General features: G+C 69.9%; 16 protein-coding genes. 13 read left to right on the top strand and 3 right to left on the bottom strand.

From position 1 onward, the window contains the following. Positions 1-108: 108 nt before the first annotated feature. The 7 genes from AC5LUJ_RS00890 (at position 109) to AC5LUJ_RS00860 (ending at position 8,990) form a co-directional block, all read left to right on the top strand. A complete protein-coding gene (locus AC5LUJ_RS00890; protein ID WP_445548383.1) occupies positions 109-795 on the top strand; it encodes a response regulator in 687 nt (228 codons plus the stop codon). A gap of 439 nt (positions 796-1,234) precedes the next feature. Continuing rightward, positions 1,235-4,627 carry a pyruvate carboxylase gene (locus AC5LUJ_RS00885; protein WP_250280534.1) on the top strand — a complete coding sequence of 1,131 codons (3,393 nt, stop codon included), beginning with the start codon at positions 1,235-1,237 and terminating at the stop codon, positions 4,625-4,627. Between the two features lie 367 nt (positions 4,628-4,994). Then, entirely contained in the window at positions 4,995-5,675 is a 681-nt protein-coding gene (locus AC5LUJ_RS00880) for an AfsR/SARP family transcriptional regulator (protein WP_493464318.1), read from the top strand. A gap of 201 nt (positions 5,676-5,876) precedes the next feature. Then, positions 5,877-6,026 (top strand): lasso RiPP family leader peptide-containing protein, encoded by a 150-nt coding sequence (locus AC5LUJ_RS00875; protein WP_250280462.1) that lies wholly within the window; start codon positions 5,877-5,879, stop codon positions 6,024-6,026. 213 nt (positions 6,027-6,239) lie between these two features. Further along, entirely contained in the window at positions 6,240-6,524 is a 285-nt protein-coding gene (locus AC5LUJ_RS00870; protein WP_250280464.1) for a lasso peptide biosynthesis PqqD family chaperone, read from the top strand. A gap of 142 nt (positions 6,525-6,666) precedes the next feature. Continuing rightward, positions 6,667-7,053 carry a lasso peptide biosynthesis B2 protein gene (locus tag AC5LUJ_RS00865; protein ID WP_445548594.1) on the top strand — a complete coding sequence of 129 codons (387 nt, stop codon included), beginning with the start codon at positions 6,667-6,669 and terminating at the stop codon, positions 7,051-7,053. Beyond that, entirely contained in the window at positions 7,050-8,990 is a 1,941-nt protein-coding gene (locus AC5LUJ_RS00860; protein WP_250280468.1) for an ABC transporter ATP-binding protein, read from the top strand. The genes AC5LUJ_RS00865 and AC5LUJ_RS00860 overlap by 4 nt, the downstream gene beginning before the upstream one ends. Positions 8,991-9,145: 155 nt before the next feature. Here AC5LUJ_RS00860 and AC5LUJ_RS00855 read toward each other — a convergent pair whose 3' ends face one another. The 3 genes from AC5LUJ_RS00855 to soxR all read right to left on the bottom strand — a co-directional run bounded on the left by AC5LUJ_RS00855 (position 9,146) and on the right by soxR (position 12,438). Beyond that, complete coding sequence (locus AC5LUJ_RS00855) at positions 9,146-9,784, bottom strand: LppP/LprE family lipoprotein (protein WP_250280470.1); 639 nt, start codon at positions 9,782-9,784, stop codon at positions 9,146-9,148. Between the two features lie 617 nt (positions 9,785-10,401). After that, positions 10,402-11,787: a M20/M25/M40 family metallo-hydrolase gene (locus AC5LUJ_RS00850; RefSeq protein WP_250280472.1), complete on the bottom strand. Its 1,386-nt coding sequence runs from the start codon at positions 11,785-11,787 to the stop codon at positions 10,402-10,404. Positions 11,788-11,982: 195 nt separating this feature from the next. After that, a complete protein-coding gene (gene soxR / locus AC5LUJ_RS00845; protein ID WP_250280474.1) occupies positions 11,983-12,438 on the bottom strand; it encodes a redox-sensitive transcriptional activator SoxR in 456 nt (151 codons plus the stop codon). Between the two features lie 122 nt (positions 12,439-12,560). On the opposite strand from soxR, the gene AC5LUJ_RS00840 reads away from it, so the two are divergent. From AC5LUJ_RS00840 to AC5LUJ_RS00815, 6 genes are all read left to right on the top strand, one after another. Continuing rightward, positions 12,561-13,133, top strand: a complete 573-nt coding sequence (locus tag AC5LUJ_RS00840) for an NADPH-dependent FMN reductase (protein ID WP_250280476.1) — start codon at positions 12,561-12,563, stop codon at positions 13,131-13,133. A gap of 514 nt (positions 13,134-13,647) precedes the next feature. Beyond that, complete coding sequence (locus AC5LUJ_RS00835; protein ID WP_250280478.1) at positions 13,648-14,514, top strand: hypothetical protein; 867 nt, start codon at positions 13,648-13,650, stop codon at positions 14,512-14,514. 202 nt (positions 14,515-14,716) lie between these two features. After that, positions 14,717-16,363: an MFS transporter gene (locus AC5LUJ_RS00830; RefSeq protein WP_493464317.1), complete on the top strand. Its 1,647-nt coding sequence runs from the start codon at positions 14,717-14,719 to the stop codon at positions 16,361-16,363. Between the two features lie 267 nt (positions 16,364-16,630). Continuing rightward, positions 16,631-18,055, top strand: a complete 1,425-nt coding sequence (locus tag AC5LUJ_RS00825; RefSeq protein WP_250280481.1) for an ATP-binding protein — start codon at positions 16,631-16,633, stop codon at positions 18,053-18,055. A gap of 156 nt (positions 18,056-18,211) precedes the next feature. Continuing rightward, complete coding sequence (locus AC5LUJ_RS00820; RefSeq protein ID WP_250280484.1) at positions 18,212-18,502, top strand: metal-sensitive transcriptional regulator; 291 nt, start codon at positions 18,212-18,214, stop codon at positions 18,500-18,502. A gap of 193 nt (positions 18,503-18,695) precedes the next feature. Next, a partial coding sequence (locus AC5LUJ_RS00815) for a heavy-metal-associated domain-containing protein (protein ID WP_493464316.1) occupies positions 18,696-18,910 on the top strand: 215 nt, incomplete at its 3' end.

Genomic DNA, 18,910 nt, shown 5'->3' with positions numbered 1-18,910 from the left:
CATCCCAGTCCAGACATCCCAGTCCAGACATCCCAGTTCGGGCGGCACGCTTCAGGCACCCCAGTCCAGGCAGTCCGGTTCAGACAACCCGGTCAGGCGGAGAAAACCGTGTCAGAAGAACCTGCGAACGCGGCCGGGCCCACCGATGCCACGGTGGGCGCCACGCCCATCCGGGTCTTCCTCCTGGATGATCATGAGCTGGTCCGCCGCGGGCTGCGTGATCTTCTTTCTGAGGAGCCCGACATCGAGGTGGTCGGCGAGGCCGATCACGCCGACGGGACGGACCGGGCGATCCTCGCCGCCCGGCCCGATGTCGCGGTGCTGGACGCGCGTCTGCCGGACGGCAGTGGCATCGAGGTGTGCCGGCAGGTCCGCTCCCGCAACCCTGCCGTCGCCTGCCTGATCCTGACCTCGTTCGACGACGAGGAGGCCCTGTTCACCGCGATCATGGCGGGTGCCGCCGGGTACGTCCTCAAGCGGGCCCGCGGTACCGCGCTGGTGGACGCCGTGCGGCGGGTCGCGGCGGGCCGCTCCCTGCTCGACCCCGCGGTGACCCCCCGGGCGCTGCGCCGCGCGGAGCAGGAGCCCGTCCACGACGAGCGGCTCGCCACCCTGACCGAGCAGGAACGCCGCATCCTCGCGCTCATCGCCGAGGGCCTGACCAACCGGCAGATCGCCAACCGCCTGTTCCTGGCGGAGAAGACCGTGAAGAACTACGTCTCCAGCCTGCTGGCCAAACTCGGGCTGGAAAGCCGGACCCAGGCCGCCGTCTTCGCCACCAAGCTCGCCCACTGACAGCGGCTCGTCCGCTGACGAGAGCCCACCGGCAGCGGCTCGTCCGCCGACGAGGGCCTGCCCGCGGAGGATCGTCGCGCGCCGGTGCCCACCGGCCAACGAGCATATAATTACTCTCGGTAGCTACCAGTCGAGCCGTGCCAGGCCGCGTAATGCCGCCGCGGCAGGCACGCCCACCCGGCTGCCGGTGCCCACCGGGGCTGCCGCTGAGGCTGCCCGCCGATACCACCCGCCGAGGCCACTGGCTCCTGAGGCCGTCCGCCGCCGGGGTGTTGCTGGCGGCCGAGGCCGCCTACCGTCGGACGGCGTGCCGTGGCGCCGTCGCGCAGCCGGCCGGATACATCAACAGAAGCACATGGATAAAAATGCTGCGACAATTCGCCGAGTCGACGGCCGCTCCGGAGTCGACCTGGTCCGCGTCGTGGAGGGTGACACCTTGATCAATAAGGTCCTGGTCGCGAATCGCAGTGAGATAGCCATCCGCGTCTTCCGTGCCGGGCACGAGCTGGGCCTGCGCACGGTTGCCGTCTACACGCCCGAGGACGTGGGCTCGCAGCACCGGACAAAGGCCGACGAGTCCTACGAGATCGGCAAGCCCGGCCACCCCGTCCGCGGCTACCTGGACATCGACGCCCTGCTGGCGGTGGCGAAAAGGGTCGGGGCGGACGCCCTGCACCCGGGATACGGCTTCCTGTCCGAGAGCGAGGCGCTGGCGCACGCGTGCGAGCTGGCCGGGGTCACCTTCGTCGGCCCCCCGCCATCGGTGCTGCGGCTGACCGGGGACAAGGTCGCCGCCCGCGAGGCCGCGGTGGCCGCGGGCCTGCCGGTGCTGCGGGCCTCGGCGCCGGTGACCGAGCCGGCCGCCGCGCTGGCCGTCGCCGAGGCCGTGGGCTTCCCACTGTTCGTGAAGGCGTCGGCGGGCGGCGGTGGCCGCGGGCTGCGCCGGGTGAACCGTCCAGAAGATCTTGAAGACGCGGTGACGAGCGCGATCCGGGAGGCGGCGGCGGCCTTCGGGGACGGCACGATCTTCCTCGAACAGGCCCTCGACCGGCCCCGGCACATCGAGGTGCAGGTCCTCGGTGACGCCACCGGCGAGATCGTCCACCTCTACGAGCGGGACTGCTCGGTGCAGCGGCGCCACCAGAAGGTCGTCGAGGTCGCGCCCGCTCCCCTGCTCGACACCGCCGTGCGGGACCGGCTGTGCGCGGACGCGCTGGCGTTCGCCCGGCACGTCGGCTACGTCAACGCCGGCACGGTGGAGTTCCTCGTCGCCGCCGACGGGTCGCACACCTTCATGGAGATGAACCCTCGGATCCAGGTCGAGCACACCGTCACCGAGGAGGTCACCGGCGTCGACCTGGTCGCAGCGCAGCTACGGATCGCCGGCGGCGCCACCCTGGCCGACCTGGGCCTGTCCCAGGAGTCGATCAACATCCGCGGGGCCGCGGTGCAGTGCCGGGTGACCACCGAGGACCCGGCGGACGGCTTCCGCCCGGACACCGGGAAGATCACCAGGTACGAGTCCCCGGGCGGCTCGGGCGTCCGGCTGGACGGGGCGATCTACCAGGGCGTGGAGATCACCCCGTACTTCGACTCACTGCTGGTCAAGGTGACCGCCCGCGGGGCCGACCTGGGGCAGGCCACCGCGCGGGCCCGCCGGGCGCTGGCGGAGTTCCGGGTCCGTGGCGTGCGCACGAACGTGAAGTTCCTGCAGCGGCTGCTGGCCGAGGAGGACTTCCTCGCCGGCCGGGTGACCACGTCGTTCCTGGACGAACGGCCGGGGCTGTTCCTCGGCGACGGCGGCACCGACCGCACCAGCCGGCTGCTCGACCGGCTGGCCGCCAGCAGCGTCAACGGCCACCGGCGGCCGGCCGCCACGCTGATCGACCCGGTGGGCCTGCTGCCGGCCATCCCGGCCGGGGCGGCGCCGGCCGGCTCCCGGCAGCTGCTCGTCGAGGCCGGCCCGCGCCAGTGGGCGGAGCGGCTGCGGGCCGAGACCCGGCTCGCGGTCACCGACACCACTCTGCGTGACGCCCACCAGTCGCTGTTGGCGACCAGGCTGCGCACCACCGACATTCTCGCGATCGCCCCCGCCTACTCCCGGCTCCTGCCCGGCCTGCTGAGCCTGGAGTGCTGGGGCGGGGCCACCTACGACGTGGCGCTGCGCTTCCTCGCGGAGGACCCGTGGGAGCGCCTCGCCGCCATCCGCGAACGGGTCCCCAACGTCTGCCTGCAGATGCTGCTGCGCGGCCGCAACGCCGTCGGCTACACCCCCTACCCGGACGACGTGGTCCAGGCGTTCGTCGCCGAGGCGGCGGCGACCGGCGTCGACATCTTCCGGGTGTTCGACGCGCTGAACGACATCGAGCAGATGCGGCCGGCGATCGACGCGGTCGTCGAGGCCGGCGCGGTCGCCGAGGGCACCCTGTGTTACACCGGCGACCTGGTGGACCCCGCGGAGCGGATCTACACCCTCGACTACTACCTGCGCCTGGCCGAACAGCTCGTGGCCGCCGGCGCGCACGTCCTAGCGATCAAGGACATGGCCGGGCTGCTGCGGCCGGCCGCCGCGCGCGTCCTGGTGGCGGCGCTGCGGGAGAACTTCGACACCCCCGTGCACGTCCACACCCACGACACCGCCGGTGGCCAGCTGGCCACCCTGATCGCGGCGGCCGAGGCCGGCGCGGACGCCGTCGACGCCGCGTCCGCGCCGCTGTCGGGCGGCACCAGCCAGCCGAACCTGTCCGCGCTCGTCGCCGCCACCGACCACACCCCGCGGGCGACCGGGATCAGCCTGGCCGCGCTGTCGGCGATGGAGCCGTACTGGGAGGCGGTCCGTGACCTCTACGCGCCGTTCGAGGCCGGGCTGCGGGCGCCGACGGGTGCGGTCTACCGGCATGAGATCCCCGGCGGGCAGCTGACGAACCTGCGCCAGCAGGCGATCGCCCTCGGGCTGGGCACCAAATGGTCCCAGGTGCAGGAGTGCTACGCCCTGGCCAACGACCTGCTCGGCAAACCCATCAAGGTCACGCCTACCAGCAAGGTCGTCGGGGACCTGGCGCTGTTCATCGCCGGCGGTGACATCGACGTCGCCGTGCTGCGTGAGCATCCCGAACGCTACGACCTGCCGGCCAGCGTGCTGGGCTACCTCGCCGGCGAGCTCGGCACGCCACCGGCCGGCTTCGCCGAGCCCTTCCGCGAGCGCGCGCTCGCCGGGCGGCAGCCGGCCGCGCCCGTGACCGGCCTGGAGCCGCAGGACGCGGCCACCCTGCGGGTGGCCGGAGCGGGCCGGCGCGAGACGCTGTCCCGGCTGCTGTTCCCGGGGCCGTGGAACGACTACACCGCCGCCGTGGCGGCCTACGGCAACGCCGCCACGGTCCCCACCGAGGAGTTCTTCTACGGCCTCACCCCGGGCCGGCCGGTGACCATCACCGTGGAGCCCGGTGTGGAGGTCATCGTCGAGCTCAACGACGTCGGCGAGCCCGACGACGCGGGCATGCGCACCCTGTACCTGCGGGTCAACGGCCAGCCACGGCCGGTGTCGGTGCGGGACGCCTCGATCGCGACGGTGTCCAGGGCGGCCCGGCGCGCCGATCCCGGCGACCCGGCGCAGATTCCCGCGGGGCTGCCCGGGCTGGTCACCTACACGGTTGCCGTCGGTGACCAGGTCCGCAAAGGTGACCGGCTGGCCACCATCGAGGCCATGAAGATGGAGGCCGCCGTCACCAGTCCGCACGCCGGGACCGTCACCGAACTGGTCCGCTCCTCCGGCGTCTCCGTCGAGGTCGGTGACCTCCTGCTCGTGGTGGCCCCCGCGCCGGTCCCCGGCTGAGCAGCTTCTTCAAGATCGCCCTGATTGGTACGACTCCGGGCAGGGTACCGCTAGCACGTGACTGTACCCATAGCACGCTCCGCATGCGCGCAGCGCCCCGGTCAGCGATCCCGAGAACAGGGGCCGCTGACCGGGGGAAGGACTGTGTGTTTGGTGCGGGAGCATGTAGTTCATCCGGTGATTTTTCTTTGTCGAGCCGGCCGTAGCCAGGCACGGGAGTACCCGAGGAATGGAGTCGTACGCCAGTCAGACAAATATGGAGGTACGCGGGGCCCGGGACGGGAGAATACGGTTCCGCGTACTCGGGCCATTGGAGGTGTACGGGTCTGACGGCACACTGATCGATATTCACCAGCACAAGCCGCGCGTGCTGCTCTCACTGCTGCTCCTCAATGCCGGGACCTGGGTGAGCATCAACCGGATCTGTGCCGTTCTATGGGAGGACGAGCCGCCGAGATCATCGTTCGGAAACATCAAGACCTACGTGTCCCAGTTGCGCCGGGCCCTGCCACCCAACCATGCCGAGCACAGCAGAATCGAAAGCCGGTCAGGCGCGTACCGCATCAACTTGGCACCCGGAGAACTTGATGTGTCGGTCTTCGAGAAGATGGCATATCGTGGCCGGGAAGCATTGCACGGCGGAGCCGACGAGAGCGCCCTCGAGTACTTTCAGGAAGCGCTGGGGCTATGGCGTGGCCAGCCTTTCGATGAATTGCCGGAGGACACCACCCTGGCCGAGGCGGCACGCATGGAGGAGCAGCACTGGGCGGTCCTGGAGGACTTGATCGACGTACACCTTTCCCATGGTCATTATGACGTCGTCCTGCCCACGTTGCGCGCGCTCACCATTGAATATCCCCTGCGGGAGCGCCTGTGGGGCCAGCTCCTGCTCGCGCTGCACAGGTCGGGTCGTCGCGCCGAAGCCCTGTCCGCCTACCAGGCCGTGTACCGGTTGCTGACCAACGAGCTCGGCATAGAGCCAGGTGCGGACCTGCGCCGGCTTCATCAGCAGGTACTGGGCGGCGACCTCGACGTGGGCCAGGACTGACGGCCGGGGAGGAAGGACGCGGTAGACGCCGCGCCACCAACGGATGTACGGGGACTGAACCAAGGCTGAACCTGTCGCCTGCAAGGTGGAAGGTGGCCGGTTGTCCAGCGCGGACAGCAGGCCGGCCCGGATAGAGATCGGTGCGGCCGGTGAGCGGCCGGGCCGCCCGTTCAACATCACAAACTCCGAGGGGGAATTTCGATGAAGGCTCCGTACCAGCCACCGGCTCTTCAACGAATCGGTGCCTTCTCCACGGTGACCGAAGGCTACTACGGCTACCACCGGCGTAACTACTACGGCGGGTACCACGGGTACCGCAGGTTCCGCGGGTTCCGCAGGTTCCGCTACTAGGGGCGCCATCACCGCCGTTCAAGAACGGGCAGGGAAACGGCGGTCGTCCGCTCCTGGCCAACACAGTGCGGAAGTTGGAGACGGCGGGTGGCGACGGCCCGGGCCGGGTGTCACCACCCGCCTTATTCAGTCATACCCACCATTGGGAGGGACGGTTCGACAGGGAATTTCGACAGGGAATGGTGTGGCACCCGGACAGCCGCCGGAGAAAAAATGCTGACGCTACGGGAGAACATCGTCCATACGGAAACCGACTACGGGACCGCGCTCCTGGATGAGCGCAGCGGTCAGTACTGGATGCTCAACCCGACCGGGACACTCGTATTGCGGGTGCTGCTCGACGGTGGTAGCGCCGCCGAGGCCGCCGATTCGGTGGTCAGAAGTTACGACGTGGACGCGGCCACCGCGGACCGGGATGTACAGAGCCTGCTGGACGGGCTCCACACGGCCGGGCTTGTCGCAACCGGCACCGCTTCCCGACCGGACACCGCTTCCTGACCAATGACGCGCTCTGGCGGATCCATCGGGCGCGCGTCGACGGAGCCGCAGAGGAGGCAGAGGAGGTGGCACCGCGATGAGCATGCCGATGTCGTTGGAGCGCCGAGGAGGAAAACTCCCTCTACGGCGACGGCCGCTAGCGATGGCCGCGGTCGCAACCGCCCGGCTGCTCGCCACCCAGCCACCCGGCCGGATCCGCTCCGTCCTGACCTGGTTGCGCCGAGGCGCCACGCCGGCCGGGTATCAGCAGGCGTTGGCCGCACGGGATGCCGTCACCGCGGTGAGCATGGTGTGCCGGGGTGCGCGGGGCTGCGTTCCCCGTTCCGTTGCCACCGCCCTGGTCTGCCGGGCTTCGGGGGTCTGGCCCACCTGGTACGTCGGCGTGCGCAGGGTCGGCCCGTTCGCCGCACACGCCTGGGTGGAGGCGGACGGGGTGATGGTGGGTGAGCACGAGCTGGCCGGCTACTTCCGGCCGCTTATCGCTGTACCTCCGGAAGGTGCCACGGTGTCAGGCGCCACGGTGTCATGAGTGCCATCGGCGAAACGAGTGAGGAGACCGCGGTCGAGCCGCCGCCAACGCCGACGACGCCGGATCGGGACAGCAAGCAGCGGAACCGTGACGCGCTGCGAGTCGGTGGGTTGTGGCGCCTGCTTCGCGGGCACGGCCGGCCGATAGGCATCGCCACCGCGCTGACGGTACTCGGGACCGTCCTCGGGGTCGCGCAGCCGCTGCTGGTGAAGAACGTGATCGACGCCGCGCAGGCCGGCGGCGTTCCCGGCTCGCTCGTCGCACTGCTGTTCGTGCTGTTCGTCGGCCAGGCGTTGGCCGACACCCTCGGGAACTACCTGCTGGAACGCACCGGTCAGGTAATTCTGCTCGGCCTGCGGATCCGGCTGGTCGATCACCTTCTGCGGCTGCGGGTCGGGGTGTATGACAAGCAGCGCATGGGCGACCTGATCTCCCGGGCCAACAGCGACACCATGCTCGTCCGCGAGGCAGTGGCCTACAGCTTCTCCGCGCTCCTCACGAGCGCGGTTGGTGTCATCGGCGCGGTCGCGATGATGATCTGGTTGGACGCGTTGCTGTTCCTGTTCGTGCTGCTCGTGGTCTCGCTGGCCGGGGCGATGGTTCTGGGCGTGCTGGTGCGCATCCGCATTGCCTCGGAACGCGGCCAGGCCAGCGTCGGAAGCATGACCGCGGACCTCGAGCGGGCGCTCGCCGCGATCCGCACCGTTCGAGCCAGCCGCGCCGAAAAGCGCGAGAGCGAGCGCATCGGCGGCCACGCCCGGGACGCCTACCGTGCCGGGGTGCGGATGGCCAAGTTGGAGTCGGTCGTCGCCCCCTCCATGCAGTTGGCCGTCCAGGGCTCGGTTCTGGTGGTGTTGTTGATCGGTGGGGTGCTCGTCGCAAAGGGCTCGACGTCGCTGGGTGATCTCATCGCCTTCCTGCTCTACGCCACCTACCTCGTCATGCCGCTGTCCGAGCTGTTCGAGGAGGCGGGGACGCTTCAACGCGGAATGGGAGGGCTACAGCGCGTCAACGAGGTCTTCACGCTCCCCCGCGAGCCGGACAGCGCCGGCCAGGACGAGAACAGTGCCGGAAGGCCCGGAAGGCCCGGAAAGCAGGGCCCGGTTCAGGCTGCCGGCGGGCTTCAGGTCCGGGCCAACAGCGCATCGGGCAACGGCCGGGCTGCCGGACAGCGGGGTGACACCCCGTCGATCGAGTTCCGCGACGTATGGTTCGGATACACCGACGAACCGGTGCTGCGGGACGTTTCGTTCACAGTGCCGTCTCGCGGCCACATCGCGCTGGTCGGCCGGTCAGGTGCTGGAAAGTCCACCGTTCTCCAGCTCATCGAGCGCTTCTACGAGCCGGACCGCGGGAAGATCCTGTTCGGCGGCCGGGAAGTGGGTGCGATCGACCGCTCCGCGTCCCGCACCTGGGTGAACCTGGTCGAACAGCAGACCCCGGTGTTGCACGGGACGCTCCGTGACAACATCGCCTATGCCGTGCCCGACGCAACCGAGGACGAGCTGCGCTGGGTGGTCGGCACGGCGGGCCTCGCCGAACTGGTCGCGCGGATGCCCAACAAGCTGGACGCCGAGGTCGGTGACCACGGCGTCCAGCTGTCCGGCGGGGAACGTCAACGGGTCGCCATCGCCCGAGCCTTGCTGGCCCGGCCCGCCGTGCTGCTCATGGACGAGCCAACCTCTCAGATGGACTCCCTCAACGAGAGGGCACTTACCCGTGCGATGCGTGAGATTTCAGCCACCAGCGCGCTTCTGGTCATCGCGCACCGGATCTCCACGGTTCGCGCGGCCGACCGGATCATCGTGCTCGACGAGGGAAAGGTGACGGCCACCGGCCGCCACGAGGAGCTGATGCGGGTGAGCCCGCTCTACCGGGAGCTCGCATCCAGCCGGCTGGACGCCGACACGCGGGCCCCGGCCGGGCATCCCATATAGATGGAATGGAGCGATGGGCAGAGCGTCGGTGAACGGGCTGGAAGAGGATGCGGCGGAAGGATCCCGCGGGCCGGTGGCCGTCGGCTCCGGCAGCCGCGGGTACGCCTGACCGCATCGCCCGCGGCCCCGGAAGAAGGGCTGGCCCGTGCCGGCCGTCAGCTCGCGGTGCTCGTCGAGCCCGTGACGCTCGCTCCCCGTCGGCTTACCGAGGCCGACCAGTCGGCGGACGGGACAGGATCGAGGGGAACAGCCGTCGTACCGTTCCACTGGTAACGCACCGTCGCCGCGCCCCCGGTGGAGCAGCACAGCGGGTCATCGGGCCGGTAAAGCTGGTAGGACAGCGCGACGACGTCGCCGGTGGACCACAGCCATTCGACGGCCGCGCTCGGCAACTGGGTGCCGGTGCCGACCAGACGGCCGCGGTGGAAGAGGAACGCCTGCTGGGGATGGCCGTCCACGGCGGCGGTCCACCGTCCGACAATCACGCTGAGGTCGTTGTCCGGGCGGTAGCCGGCCGTCCCGGTGGGGGTGTAGCCGTGCTCCCGGACGACCGCCACGGCGGCCGTCTCGGTTCCGTCAGCCCCGGAAGCGGCCTGGGAGACCGGTGCGGACACGGGCTCGACGGACAGGGACGTCCCCGGCCCGAGTGGCTGCGGCTGTGGCGCCGACGCGGCGAGAACACGCCCGTCACCCCACCCGGTCAGCGCGACCGTGACGGCCACCAGGGTGGCCACAAGACAACGACGAAAGGCCATGACGTCCCCTCTCCCCTGCCCGCTCTCTGCCTTGCCCACGCTCTGTCCTGCCCGTTCCCCGGTCCTGTCCGTTCCCTGTCCTGCCCGCTGCCCGCGTGTCAGGGCCGGCTCCCCGCCGTGACCCGGGCACCCGCTGGCGGGGATACCCGTTTCACACCCGTCTACTCGGCCATTCGTCTTCCGCTGCCTCCGGCCGGCTGTCTCTGGCCGGCCCAGCCGGGACAGCCAATAAATCGACGAAAAGGTAAAACGAATGCCTGGTATCACGACCAGGTGTCGGAAGAACAGCCATCGGAACACAAAAACCACCGGAGCACGGACGAAAGAATACGGACACCTACAACGATGCGGACAGCCGGGGCGGAAAAGGAAACAAACCGGTACGGTACGGCACCCGGGCGCGTCACATGTTATCTGGACTGTCCGCCCTGCTGGTGAGCCACACGCGGCACATGCGCGTTTCCGCTGTCTTCTGCCGGACATGGCCGTCCCGGCCATGAGAGACCGGCCCGGCCACCCCGAGACCGGCCCGGTCGCCCGGGCCAGACCGGTCCGCGCGCGATGCCACGAGCGCGATACCACGGAGGTGGCACCGCATGTAAGCGCCCAGGAGACGCCGCGCGTAGGCGCGCTGCGGGGCCGGAGCGCGCGCGGCGCTACGAGGCGGCCAGGAAACGGTCGAGGACGCGGACGCCGAACCGCAGCGACTCGACCGGCACCCGCTCGTCCACACCGTGGAACATGCCGGCGAAGTCCAGGTCCGGCGGCAGCAGCAGGGGCGAGAAACCGAAGCAGCGGATACCGAGCCGGGAGAACGACTTGGCGTCGGTGCCCCCGGAAAGCATGTAGGGGACCGGGCGGGCAGCCGGATCCTCGGCCTTCAGCGCGCCCGCCATCGCGTCCACGAGCGGACCGTCGAAACCGGTCTCCAGCGCCTGGTCGAACACGACCCAGTCACGCCGGACGGCCGGGCCGATCAGCTCGTCGAGCTGGCGGAGGAACTCCTCCTCCTGGCCGGGCAGGAAACGGCCGTCCACGTGCGCGGTGGCCTCCCCCGGAATGACGTTGACCTTCTCCCCCGCGTCGAGCTGTGTCGGGTTCGCGGTGTTGCGGATGGTCGCCCCGATCATCCGGGCGATCGGGCCGAGCTTGGCGATCGTGGTCTCCAGGTCGTCGGCGTCGATCTCGATACCGAGGGCGTCGCCGATGGAGTCCAGGAACGTCCGGACGGTCGGGGTCAGCACGATCGGGAAGCGGTGCCGGCCGAGCCGCACGACCGCCTCGCACAGTGCCGTGACCGCGTTGTCGTCGCTGACCATCGAGCCGTGCCCGGCCCGGCCGGCGACGGTGAGCTTCATCCAGGCGATGCCCTTCTGGGCCGTCTCGATGAGGTAGAGGCGCAGGTCGTCGGAGACCGTGTAGGAGAAACCGCCCACCTCGCTGATCGCCTCGGTGCAGTCGGCGAACAGGTGCGGGTGGTTGTCGACCAGCCAGCGGGCCCCGAGCCGGCCGCCGGCCTCCTCGTCCGCGACAAAGGCAAGAACAAGGTCGCGTGGTGGCCGCCGGCCGGAACGCAGCAGGTCACGGACGACCGCGAGCGTCATCGCGTCCATGTCCTTCATGTCGACCGCGCCGCGCCCCCACAGGCTGCCGTCGACGATCTCGCCGCTGAACGGGTGGACCCGCCAGTCCGCCGGGTCCGCGGGCACCACGTCGAGATGGCCGTGGATGAGCAGCGGCGGACGGTGCGGATCGGCGCCCTCGACCCGGGCGATGACGCTGGTACGGCCGGGCTCGGACTCCAGGATGGTGGTCTGAAGGCCGACCTCGGCGAGCTTGGCCGCCACGTATTCGGCGGCGGCCCGCTCGTTACCGTCGCCGTTGCCCCGGTTCACCGAGTCGATACGCAGCAGGTCACGACAGATCTCGACGGCTTCGTCCTGCGCGGCCGCGCTCACCGGCGCTGGGCCTGCGGCTGCCGAGCCCGCGGTCTGTGGCCGGGCCGGGGGGATGTCGTCGGACGCGGGGAGATTGCTCGCCATCAGACCAGTCTGCCAGCCCGTCCGGCCCGGGCACCCATCTGCACCCTGTGGAGCTGACCGCGGCGAGTGCGTAGCCATTACGGGTCCGTCGTAGATGGTTTTTGGTTTTTTTGGAGATCAAAAATCGACGAGGACACGTCAACACCGTTGACTACAACGTGACTTACCCGCCGCGAGCAGAGGATCCCGCCCTGGCTACGGCTCGAGGTGGCAGCGCGGGCCCGCGCCCTGCGCGCCGAGGACGTCGTACGGGTTGACCAGCGCGCAGCGGTCTATCGACAGGCAGCCGCAGCCGATGCAGTCGGTGAGATGGTCGCGCAGCTGCTCCAGCCGCCGGATGCGGGCGTCGAGCTCCGCACGCCAGCGGGTGGACGCCCGTGCCCAGTCCTCCCGGGTGGGACTGTGCTCCTCCGGCAGCACGGCGAGGACGTCCCGGATCGTCGCGAGCGGTATGCCGACGCGTTGCGAGGCGCGGATGAAGGCGACCCGGCGCAGGACGTCCCTGCCGTAGCGACGCTGGTTGCCGGGGGTGCGCCGGGCGCGGATGAGGCCCTGCCACTCGTAGAAACGCAGCGCCGAGGTCGATACACCGCTGCGCGCGGCCAGCTCGCCGACCGTGATCTCCCGGACTTTCCGGACCGGCTGTGTCATGCGGACCACGGTAGCTTGACTTAAACCTTTATTGAGCTCTCAGGCTGGTGTCCAGGACGAGATCAACAAGATCGTCGGTCGTGGTGCCGTTGGAAACCGCCGGGAACCGAGGAGGACCTGCCATGCCAGAAGATCAGTTGCGGCTGGCCGTGATCGTGGGCAGTACGCGGGAGGGCCGGTTCGCGCCCGTGGTGGCGAACTGGTTCACCGGTCAGGCCGAACAGCGCGACGACCTGGCGCTCGACGTCGTCGACCTGGCCGAGGCACGGCTGCCCGCCGTGCTCACCAGGCAGCCGCCGCCCGAGGTGGCGGCGCTGGCCCCGCGGCTGGACGCGGCCGACGCGTTCGTCGTGGTGACACCGGAGTACAACCACTCCTATCCCGCCGCCCTGAAGAACGCCATCGACTGGTACTACACACAGTGGCAGGCCAAGCCGGTCGGGCTCGTCTCCTACGGGGGCCTGGCCGGCGGGCTGCGCGCGGTGGAACAGCTTCGCTTGGTATTCGCAGAACTACATGCGGTAACTATTCGCGAAACGGTCAGTTTTCACAACGTGCGGGAGAGGTTCGACGCCGCCGGCCAGCCGAAGGACGCCACCGGCCCGGGCACCGCGGCCAAGACCATGCTCGACCAGCTCGTGTGGTGGGCCCGGGCACTGCGCGACGCCCGGACGGCCCGCCCCTACGGCACCTGATCCCGCTCGGGCCCCGCTCGGACGGCCTCCTCGCCCGTCGTTACCCGGCAGGCGGGGCAGGCCGGGCAGGCCGGCGGAGCCGGCCCAAGCGCCTGCCGCCCATGGCGTCGATCTCCCCGGCTCAGCCGCCCGCCGGCCGGCTCCCCCACTCCCCCGCTCCCTTCCCACCGCCTCATCCCGGGACCTGCGGAATTACCGCGCGGGAGCGCATCGGGATCATTATAAGAATTCATCTTCATGATGATCGTTGCTGCTCGCCGGAGCCTGTCGTTCATCGCTCCGAAATGTAAATTTTGCAGGCGTTGGGCTGCCGCGACGTCCATCTCCGCACGTACCACGGCGGCGGCTGGCACACTGTGTCCCACCCTCTGGAGACAAGGCGAGGATGATGACACACTCGTGCCGGTCGCCCATCCGCCGGACTCGTTTTCCGGCGGCTCGCGGTGTTCGCGTTCGCTTTCGTCCCGGCGTGGCGGGTGGCCGGGGCCGCGTCACGACGCTCACAGTCATCTCGGTGGCTGTGATCCTGCTCGCTCAGGCCACACCGGCCCAGGCCGCGGACTCCACCCAGTACGGCCGTGACTCCTCCCGCGGCCTCGGCGTCGCCGTTCCGTTCAGCGGTTTCACCGACCGTAACGGACAGGCGGTCCCCATCTCGGGCGCGGTCGGGGTCGACCTGGTCCTCGGCTCGACCGCGCAGCCGTACCTGCCATGCCAGAACTACAATCCGCAGACCGGCACCGGCGACACCTTCATAAACGCCTGTGAGGTACGCGGTAGTTACACCACCTACACGCGCTTCGCAACCGGCCAGGGTATTCTTTTTCCGCACGGATACTTCATGCCCGACGTCCAGCCGGACTACGTCAATGGTGGTTCGCTGCGCACCGACTGGGGCGCCCGAACCGCCGGGCTCTCGCTGGAGTTCTACCCGGACGTCGCGCTCGACCAGGAATACGTCCACTCCCGTTTCTACGTGGACTATTTCAACTACCGGGCGAACGGCTGGACCTACTCCTACCACGTGGGAACGATCAAACTCGTGACTCTCGCGGATCCGGGCACCACCCGGATCATCGGCACCGTGACCCGCAACGGGGCGGCCCCGGCCGCGAAAGAGATCAAGTTCACCATCTTCGGCGGTGACGCCCGCTCCTCCGCCGACTACCCGATCTCCTCCTTCGCGGTCACCTACAGCAACGGCACGGACTGGACCAGCGGGGCGATGTACGCCGGGGCGCAGCGGGTCACCGTCGACGACACGGCAACCGGCCACCAGTGCGTCTACGATCTGCCGCGCATCAGCGGCCCGGACAACCGGCTGGACTTCGACGTGGCCCGCCCCGGTTTCGGCCGCGGCGGCGGGCACTGCAACTTCTAGGGCGCCGCGGCTCCCCAGGACACCGTGGCTTCCGGCAAGGTACCTGTTCCGACAGGGCGCTCGGCTTCCACTAGGTTGAGTCCCCTGGTACGGACCACGCCCGCGGTCGAGGACCGCTGATCGGCTGTTCGACGGTTGTCATGATCGCCGAACAGCCGATGCCGGTGCCGGTGCGCCTGTCGGCTCCTGTCGACGGGCACGGGTGTGGCCCACAGCTGTTCCGCTGACACAGGAGGCTGACACGCAGCGCAGTCATGGCACCGGCACGGAGCCATCCTCTCCCTCTCTCCCTCTCCCTCCCCCGCCCACGGGACCGGCGATCCGGTCGACGGACGGGGCCGCGAGCGGGCCCGCGACGGGACGGGTACGTAAGTGGCTGCCGCTGCTGACGGTCTGTCTCGGCACCTTCATGCTGCTGGTCGACGTGACGATCGTGAACGTCGCCCTGCCGGGCATGGTGGTCGACCTCGACGCGTCGTTCGCCGCGTTGCAGTGGGTCGTCGACGCCTACGCGCTCGCGCTGGCCGCGCTCGTCCTCGGCACCGGCTCCATCGCGGACCTCGTCGGCCACCGCCGGGCCTACGTCGTCGGGCTCGCGGTGTTCGCGGCGTCGTCGTTCGCGTGCGGCATCGCGCCGAGCCCCGCGGCGCTCATCGCGGCACGCGCCGTACAGGGCGTCGGCGCCGCGGCCATGTTCGCGACGACGTTCGCGCTGCTCAACAGCTCCTACACCGGACGCGACCGCGGCAGCGCCTACGGCCTGTGGGGTGCGGTGTCGGGCGCGTCCGCCGCCATCGGCCCGATCATCGGCGGGCTGCTCACCGAGGGCGTGTCCTGGCGGTGGATCTTCTTCGTCAACCTGCCGGTCAGCGTCATCGCCATCGTGCTGTGCGTGTTCGTGCTCACAGACGCGCACGAGCCCGCCCACAGCAGGGTGGACGTCCCCGGCATGGTCACGTTCACCGCGGCGGCGGCGGGCACGACGTACGCGATCATCCGTGCGAGCGAGGAGGGCTGGTCCAACGCGCTCACCTGGTGGCTGCTCGCGCTGGCGGCGGTGCTGCTCGCCCTCTTCGCCGGCATCGAGTCGCGGTCGCCGCACGCCATGCTGGACCTCGCGCTGCTGCGTGACCGCGCGTTCGTCGGGGTGCTCGTCACGGGCGTCCTGCTGACGTTCGCCGCCTTCTCCGCGTTCGCCTACACCTCGATCTGGCTGCAGTCCGTGGTCGGTCTCAGCCCCATCGAGGCCGGGCTGACCGGTGTGCCGCTGTCGGTCATGGCGTTCATGGTCTCGGCGTCGACCGGCCGCCTCCTGCACGGCGTACGGCCCGACCGGATCCTCGGCGGCGGCCTGCTGGTCGTCGGCCTCGGCGACGCGCTCGCCGCCGGGCTCGTCCACGGCTCGGCGAGCTGGCCGGCGCTCATACCCGGTTTCGTGGTGATCGGCATCGGGGTGGGGATCGTGACGCCCGCGCTCGGCTCGGTCTCGATGGCGCTCGTGCCCGTGCGGCGCGGTGGCATGGCCGCCGGCGCGGTCAACACCGCGCGGCAGCTCGGTTTCGCCTTCGGTATCGCCGTCCTGGGCAGCGTGTTCGCCGCCCGCGCGCAGCGCAGCCTGTCCGGGCGCGGCGTCGAGGACGCGGCCCGCACGGCCCGCGCGGTCGCCGGCGGCCAGACGGCGTCGCTGCTGCACACGGCCCCGCCGAGCACCCGGCACGCCCTCGACACCGCCGTGCACGCCTCGGCGGTGACCGGTGTCCAGGGGGCGTTCGCGGTGGCCGCCGCGGCCGGCCTGCTCGCCGGCGTCCTCGTCCTCGTCCTGATGCGCCCCACCCGTCCGGCATCATGATCTGAATATTGATGATCCTAATGTTGTGACCATCGGAACCAGAAGATCAAATCGCGGGCCGGTGCCGTCAACGGCGTTGACTATCAAGGGGCGCGCCCGGCCATCCGACCGGGATCGATAGCCGCGGGGACTGCGCATGTTCGCCGAGGGCACCGCGGCGGCGGCGGACGCAGCGGCCGGGTGGCGGGCTGCCATACGCCTCGCGCTCATCCAAGATGCTCTCATTCATGAGCGTATCTTGGATGAGCGTCTACCGAGGGGATGTGTGTGACCGGGTTCATCGGGCGTGATCGAGAGCTCGCGGCGCTGGGCCGGATACTGCAACGGGTCGAATCCGGGGGGCGGGCCGGTCGTCCGGGCCGGGCGGTTCTGATGCGGGGACGACGCCGCGTCGGGAAGTCACGGCTTGCCGAGGAGTTCGTCGCGCGCGCGGGGGTCCCGTACGTGTTCTTCACCGCCTCCGCCCAGCCCGACACCGCGACGGATCTGCGGCTGTTCACCGAAGCGGTCCGCGGCTCCACCCTGCCGCGCGCGGACACCTTTCACGATCAACAGCCCCGGTCCTGGGACGCGGCACTGCACCTGCTCGCCGACGCGCTCCCGACGGACCGGGTATGCGTCGTGATTCTTGACGAAATGCCATATTTGATCACTAATGACGCGGGTTTTGAAGGCACGCTGCAGAAGCTGTTCGACCGCGAACTGTCCCACCGGCCGGTGCTGCTGCTGTGCATCGGCTCGGACCTGGCGATGATGGAGGCGCTGAACAGCTACGGCCGGCCGTTCCACCAGCGCGCCACCGAGATGGTGATCCCGCCGCTCAACCCGGCCGATGTCGCCGACATGCTCGGTCTCCCGCCCGCCGACGCCTTCGACGCCTATCTGATCACCGGCGGGCTGCCGCTGATCCTGGACGAGTGGCCGGCCGGCGTCCCGGTCGACGGCTATCTGAGCGAGGCTCTCGCGGATCCGACCTCGGCGCTGCTGGTGAGTGCCGAGCGGGCGCTCGCCGCCGAATTCCCGGTCGAGGCGCAGGCCCGCGACATTCTCGGCGCGATCGGCTCCGGCGAACGGACCTATTCACTGATCGGACGGGCCGCGGGTGGGATCCCGGCCGGCTCGCTGAGCCGGGCGCTTCGGTTGCTGACCACGAAACGCCTGGTCGAGGCCATGGTCCCGCTGTCGACCCAGCCATCCCGAGAAACCCGGTATGTGGTCGCCGACCCGTATCTGCGATTCTGGCTGACCTTTCTCGGCCCCAATCTCGCCGAGATCGAACGTGGTCGTGGCGACCTGGTCCGTGCCAGGATCGCGTCGTCCTGGAGCACCTGGCGCGGCCGCGCGATCGAGCCGGTTATCAGGGAGTCGCTGCGGCGTCTGCCTCCCGGGCCGCTGCCGGACGGGACGAACGTCATCGGCGGCTACTGGACCCGGACCAACAACCCCGAGATCGACATCGTCGGCGCGGACCGGGCACCGGTCGCCAGGCGCGTCACCCTGGTCGGCTCCATCAAGTGGCTGAACAACCGCGCGTTCGACCCGCACGATCTGGCCCAGCTCGTCGCCCATCGCTCCCGGCTGCCCGGCGCCGACGACTCGACCCCGCTGCTCGCGGTGACCCGCGCCGCGACGACGATGGACGGGATTCTCACTCTCGGCCCCGAGGATCTGCTCGCGGCGTGGCGTCCCTGATACACGGAGTAAAAAACCGGCGGGATGCCGTCAACATCGTTGACTATCTTGTCCTCGGCGCGACACGGCCGCCACGCCTTTACCGATACCCCCTATGGGTATAGAGTCGCTACCGCTGTAGATACCCCTGGAGGGTATGAGTGGGTGGAGGTGCGGATGAGCGCGGGCCACGGCTACATCGGGGACAAGGACGACTACCTCAAGCGGCTGCGGCGCATCGAGGGCCAGATCCGCGGCCTGCAACGGATGGTCGAGCAGGAGGAGTACTGCATCGACATCCTGACGCAGGTCTCGGCGGCGACGAAAGCGCTACGCTCGGTCGCGCTCGGTCTGCTCGACGCGCACATGGCGCACTGCCTCGTGCAGGCGGCGGCAGCCGGCGGCGAGGAGGCCGACCAGAAGGTACGGGAGGCCTCGGACGCGATCGCCCGCCTGCTCCGCTCCTGAGCGCCCACAACAACACGACGACACCCAACGACATGATCACGCTTCCACCGCGCCCGGCGCTCGTCCCCGCGTCCGGCAAACCCCGGGCGTGGACGGCGAAAGGCGGCACGGGCCACGGAAGGGACGTGGCTGTGCACCACCGACGACGCCAGGCGCACCCCGCAGTCGATCATGCCTTCCGGAAGGACCAACTGTGACCACGACCACCTACACCGTTGTCGGCATGAACTGCTCGCACTGTGTCGGCGCGGTGAGTACCGAGATCGGCCGGATCCCGGGCGTCAGCGACGTCCGGGTGGACCTGGACAGCGGCGCGGTAACGGTGATCAGCGAACAGCCGCTGGCGGAGACCACTGTCCGGGCCGCCGTGGACGATGCCGGCTACGAACTCGCCAGCCCCAACGCCAG

The organism is Protofrankia sp. CiP1_Cm_nod3 (assembly GCF_982290655.1).
Note: the sequence above shows the minus strand (reverse complement) of the source record. Positions and strands in the feature narration are given on the sequence as shown.

Coding starts and splice junctions, on each gene's coding strand:
- AC5LUJ_RS00875 (WP_250280462.1), top strand. CDS start 5,877: ATGAAGGCTCCGTACCAGCCACCGGCTCTTCAACGAATCGGTGCCTTC.
- AC5LUJ_RS00870 (WP_250280464.1), top strand. CDS start 6,240: ATGCTGACGCTACGGGAGAACATCGTCCATACGGAAACCGACTACGGG.
- AC5LUJ_RS00865 (WP_445548594.1), top strand. CDS start 6,667: ATGGCCGCGGTCGCAACCGCCCGGCTGCTCGCCACCCAGCCACCCGGC.
- AC5LUJ_RS00860 (WP_250280468.1), top strand. CDS start 7,050: ATGAGTGCCATCGGCGAAACGAGTGAGGAGACCGCGGTCGAGCCGCCG.
- AC5LUJ_RS00850 (WP_250280472.1), bottom strand. CDS start 11,787: ATGGCGAGCAATCTCCCCGCGTCCGACGACATCCCCCCGGCCCGGCCA.
- soxR (WP_250280474.1), bottom strand. CDS start 12,438: ATGACACAGCCGGTCCGGAAAGTCCGGGAGATCACGGTCGGCGAGCTG.
- AC5LUJ_RS00840 (WP_250280476.1), top strand. CDS start 12,561: ATGCCAGAAGATCAGTTGCGGCTGGCCGTGATCGTGGGCAGTACGCGG.
- AC5LUJ_RS00820 (WP_250280484.1), top strand. CDS start 18,212: ATGAGCGCGGGCCACGGCTACATCGGGGACAAGGACGACTACCTCAAG.